This is a genomic window from bacterium (assembly GCA_030654305.1).
Classification (GTDB): domain Bacteria; phylum Krumholzibacteriota; class Krumholzibacteriia; order LZORAL124-64-63; family LZORAL124-64-63; genus PNOJ01.
The window spans coordinates 1-4999 of sequence record JAURXS010000160.1 but is presented as its reverse complement, the minus strand read 5'-3'; the positions used below and the strand labels follow the sequence as shown (position 1 = coordinate 4999).

The 4999-nt window shown below is 73.8% G+C and carries 4 protein-coding genes; 1 reads left to right on the top strand and 3 read right to left on the bottom strand.

From position 1 onward, the window contains the following. The coding region (locus tag Q7W29_04375) for a hypothetical protein (GenBank protein ID MDO9171051.1) at positions 1-1032 on the top strand (1032 nt) is incomplete at its 5' end. Here Q7W29_04375 and Q7W29_04370 read toward each other — a convergent pair. The 3 genes from Q7W29_04370 to Q7W29_04360 form a co-directional block, all read right to left on the bottom strand. Then, complete coding sequence (locus tag Q7W29_04370) at positions 1010-3094, bottom strand: S8 family serine peptidase (GenBank protein MDO9171050.1); 2085 nt, start codon at positions 3092-3094, stop codon at positions 1010-1012. The two genes, Q7W29_04375 and Q7W29_04370, sit on opposite strands and share 23 nt — an antisense overlap. Before the next feature lie 13 nt (positions 3095-3107). After that, positions 3108-3875, bottom strand: coding sequence for a FlgD immunoglobulin-like domain containing protein (locus tag Q7W29_04365; protein MDO9171049.1), 768 nt, complete (start codon positions 3873-3875; stop codon positions 3108-3110). A 146-nt stretch (positions 3876-4021) separates the two neighbouring features. Further along, a complete protein-coding gene (locus Q7W29_04360; protein MDO9171048.1) occupies positions 4022-4768 on the bottom strand; it encodes an SIMPL domain-containing protein in 747 nt (248 codons plus the stop codon). Positions 4769-4999: the final 231 nt, after the last annotated feature.

Here is a 4999-nt window from a genome sequence, read left to right as displayed (position 1 = left end):
GCGCTGGACCTCGACGGCCGCGCCACCGAGTTCCGCCTGCTGAAGCACCACGAGGGCACCTCGATCCTCTTCGCGGTGCGCGACCGCGCCAGCGGCCGCGACGTGGCCGTGGTCAAGACCAACTCCCTGAGCACGAACGTGGGCGCGGAGATCTACGCCTGGCGGCTGGCGGTCGTGCTGGGCTGCCCCGAGGTGGTCGCGCCCGTCTCGCCCGTCACGCTGTCCGGCCGCTCACTGGCCAAGCTGCGCGACCTGCTGGCGGGCGTCTCCTACGGCGCGACGCGCAAGGAGGACGCGCGGCGCGAGGTCCTGGCCGAACTCGACCGCGTGCTCGCCGAGGGGCGCGGCCTGCCCGGGGCGATCAAGCCCTGGCTCGACTGCTTCGTCCAGAACCGTCGGCTGGGCACGCGCGAGCTGCTCGCCAAGACCGACGCGGCCGCCTGGCTGCGCACCGGCGGGCCGCTTCCCGGCGACGGGACGGTCGCCCTGTCGCAGGTGAGCGAGCTGCAGGAGCCGCGCGGCGTGCACCTCGGGCGCATCCCGGCGCGCCGGCTCGCCGCCGACCTCGCCGACATCATGCTGCTGGACGCGCTGATGGGGCAGGACGACCGCTTCGCCGGCGGTAACCTGCACGTCTGGCGAGACGGCGGCTCGCGCCGGCTGGCGGACGGCGGGCGGGGGCTGCCCCTGTGGGACCTGGGGGAGGTGCGGCTGCTGGCGCTGGACAACGGGGCGGCGCTGCGCCCGGGCGCCAACACGGGACTGCGGGAGCTGCGCGGGGAGATCCATCCGGGCGTGCGCGTCGACCGCTACGACCGCGGCGTCGTGGCCCGGCTGCGGGAGCTGCGGCGCCAGACGGCGGTCGCGGACCCGGCGCGCGTCTGGGAGATCCTGGGACTGGCCGGCAAGCGCGCCGATCTGGCGGCGCGCCGCCTCGTCGAGGTCCTCGACCATCTCGACGGCCTCGCGGCCGCGCGTGGCGAGGACCTCTGGTTGCCGGACGCCGTGCTCAGGGACCGTCGCTGGCCGTGACCCTGATCACGACCGACGGCAGCACCGCGGCGGGATGATCCGCGCCGAAGTTCCAGACCACCGCCCGCGAAGCGCCGACCGCGACCGCGGAACCCACGTGCCCCGTCGCCGAGTTCACGGCCAGGTTCCAGGTGGCGCCGCCGTCGACCGAAGCCTCGAGCGTCACGCCCACGGTCGGGCTGTCGGGGTCGGTCAGGTCGAAGCCGATGTCGACCAGGCCCGAGCCGTCGTTGCGCTGCGCGAACGTCACGTTGCTCACCACCGGCGGTTCGGCGCTGCCGGCCACCAGCGAGTAGGCCTGGCTGCCGCCGCTGAGCGTCCCCTTGTGCCGCACGATGATCCGGTAGGCGCCGGCCTGGGTCGCGGCGGTCTCGGCCTTCTCCACGTTGTCGCGCACGTTGTCGCCGCGGGCCGCCCAGGAACCGGGGCTGGCCGGGTTCAGGGTCCAGGGCAGGGTGGCCTGGCCGTCGCCCACGCGTTCGAGGCGCAGGTCGAGGTCGTTGACCAGCACGAGCTGGGTCGGGTTCAGCGTCCAGGGCTGCGCCGGTCCGGCCGGGTCGTTCCAGACCAGGGTCGCGGTGACCGGCCCGGCGCCGTTGCTCCAGATCACGAGCGTGTCGGCCTCGCCCTGGGCCAGCGTCGCCTCGGTGACGCGCGACGGGAACGCGAGGTCGCCGGCGATCAGCATCCCGGCGGCTTCGGCGTCCAGCAGGCCCCAGCCGTAGGCGTAGTCGGGGCCGGGGGAGGCGCCGGTCTCGCTCGCGGTGTGGATCGCCACGGCCTTGATCGTGGCCGAGCGGGCCGTCTGGCCGGCGTGGACGTCGCGCCACTGCTGCGCCAGCAGGTGCAGGGAGCCGGAGGCGTTGGGGGTCGCCATCGAGGTGCCGCTGTAGCTGGCGTAGGCGGTGTTCGAGGCGGTGCCGCAGCTGTAGAGCCCGACGCCGTTGGCGACCAGGTCGGGCTTGATGCGCCCGTCGTCGGTCGGACCCCAGCTGCTGAACGTGGACATGACCACGTCGGCGGGCTGGGTCCAGCCGCCCGGCACGTCGAGGATGGCGCCGACGGTCAGGATGTTCTTGCAGGTGCCGCGGTAGGGGATGCAGTCGAAGCCGTCCGTGCCGCCGTCCTGCTCGCGGGTCGTGGTGCTCTGCGCCCAGTCGTTCAGGCCGGGGTCCCAGTAGTAGTGCAGGCCACCGGGGCCGGGGCCGTAGTTGGAGCGGTCGTTGCCCGCGGCGCAGACGATCAGGTAGTACGGGGCGTCGTGGGCGGTCTGGTCCCAATCCTGCGAGTAGCTGCTGTAGATGCCGAAGCCGGGGTCCTGCGTCTGGCTGACGGCGACGTCGCCGTACCAGTACCAGGCCGCCTGGGTGCTGTTGTAGTACCAGCCGGCGACGAACGAGTAGCTGTGGTTGGAGATCAGCAGGCCCTGCGCGGCGGCCGCGGCCATCTCGGTCTCGTCGTCGGTCCAGTCGTAGCTGTCCAGCCACGCGGCCGACGACATGCCGTGCGCCAGCGGGTCGACGCCGGCGGCGGCCATCGTGCCCCCCACGTGCGTGGCGTGGTAGTGGACCGACGGCGAGCCGTCCTGCACGACGGCCCGACCCCCGAATTCCTGGTGGGAGGTCAACACGGCGCCGGCGTCCCACACGGCCAACTCTCCGGCCGCGTTGGCGCCGTCGAGGTCCAGGCCCGTGGCGCCGCCCGGCCACAACCGGTCGGTGCCGACGGTCTGCGCGGCGACGAGGTTCAGCGTCTGCAGGAACAGGGGCCGGCCCCGTTCGGTGCCGACCAGCATCAGCGAGGTGTCCCGGTTCAGGGCGCCCTGCGGACCATCGGTGGCCGCGAGCAGCTCCCGGTACCGCGGCGTGCGCCGGGCCGCGGCGCCGGCCGCCAGGTCGCGGGACTGCGCCTGCAGCGCCTCGACGCGGGTGCCGTCGACGGGCGCGGCGCGGCGCGAGGGCTCGCCCTGGCGGGTGGCGCCGGCCAAGAGCGCGGCGGCCGGCAGGGCGGCGGCCAGCAGGGCCAGGGCCAGGAGGCTGCGTCGGAACTTGCGGGTCGTCATCGTCGGCCTCCTGCTATTTCACGAGGGTGAGCCGCGCCGTCAGCTCGTCGCGGCGGTCGGCGCCGCGCACGCTCAGGCGCGCGAAGTACGTGCCGCTCGGGGCGGCCCGGCCGTCGGGGCCGCGCCCGTCCCAGGCCGCGGCGTGGCGGCCGGCCGGCCGCTCGCCCTGGGCGAGGGTGGCCATCTCGCGGCCGCGTACGTCGAAGATCGTCAGCTCGATCACGGCCGCGGCGCGCAGGTCGAAGGCCACGGTGGTGCCGGGATTGAAGGGGTTGGGATGCACCGGGCCGAGACGGTCGACCGTCGCGGCCGGGGGCGTCCCGGTGCCGCCGCCCTCGATCGTGAAGAGGTTCCCCTGGTCGGCGCCGATCCCGCCGAAGCGGTCCACGGCCTCCACCGCCAGCATGGCCGCGGCCGTCGCGTTGTCGGGGACGGTCCAGATCCAGGCGTACTGGCCGGCCGGGTCGGGCGGCACCAGCGCCTGCGCGAGCACCTCGGCGCCGTCGAACACCGTCACGGTGATCGCGGCCGGCGCGGCGCCCCAGCTCGTCTCGTCCACGCTCCAGCGCAGCGTCTCCTGGGCGGCGGCCTGCAGCGTCTCGCCGCCGGCCGGGTACAGCACCGCCACCAGCGGCGGGCGGCTGTCCAGGGTGTCGGGAGCGGAGACGGCGTTGCCCGTCGCGGCGGCGGCGAGGCCGGCAGCGAGCAGGACGGCGGTCGACGCGACTGCCGGCAGGGAGACGCGCGGCGGCAAAATGCCACGGATCGTTGCGGTACGCATGGCTTGCACCTCTGGTTCGGGGGCTCCGGACGGACGCAGCAAGCGCCGCGCCGGGGCGGCATCGACAAGATAAGGAAGTTCCGGGCCGCGATGGGGAAGGGCCGCCCGCGGGGGCGGCCCGGGAGGGGACGGAGGCGTCGGCAAGATCAGTCGATGCCGTAGGACACGGTGACCACGGCCTTGACCACCTTCTCGATGGTCGAGGTGTCGTAGGTGCCGTAGTCGTCGACCATGGTCGAGTTGGCCGGCGTGATCTGGAAGACGCCCTGGCTCGCCGACTGCAGCTTGCCGGCCTTGCTGCCGCTGTTGCCGGCCAGCATCTCGGCGCGCTCGCGGGCGTTGCGGGTGGCCTCGCCCAGCAGCTCGAGCTTGAATGCGTCCAGGTGCGCCACGAAGTACTCGGGCTGCCAGGACTCGAAGGCGACGCCGTCCTTGATCAGGTCGGTGGCGGCGCGCGCGACGGACTCCACCTGCTTCACGTCGGCGGACTCGACGCGCACCTGCTGGCGCAGCACGTAGCCCTCCACGACGTTGGTCATGTGGCCGGCCTCCGACACGCGCTGGAGCGTCTCGGTCATCACCGGCTGCAGGATCACGGCGCTCTGGGGCAGGCCGCGGGCGGCCAGGAAGGCCTGCACCTTGGCGCGGTCGCGCTCGAGGCCCTGGTAGGCCTCGGCCAGCGATGTCGCGCGGAACGAGAAGCTGCCCGACCAGGTGGCCAGGTCGGAGGTGACCATGCGCTCGGCGTAGCCCTTCACCACGATCGCCTGCCCCGAGGGGCGGACGTCGCGCAGGGCGTCCGCGCCGATCCAGGCCGCGACGATCAGGCCAACGGCCAGGAACAGGCCCAAAGGCGCCAACCCCCGCAAAGATTCCCTGACGTGGTCTGCCATGCTATCTTGCCTCCCGTGTTCCCGAACCGTCCGCGGCCGACACGATCCGCGCCGCCGCCAGGATAGACCGAAAGGGACCGGCACGCATGGGAAATCCGTTGCTCGCGGCCGCCATCCTGGCGGCGCTGCTGTCCGTCGTCGGCCCCGCCCGCGGCGCCGATGACCACCTGTGGGCCACGCCGGTCCCATCGACCGCCGAACCAGAGGTGCGCGACCCCTTCTTCGCCTTCT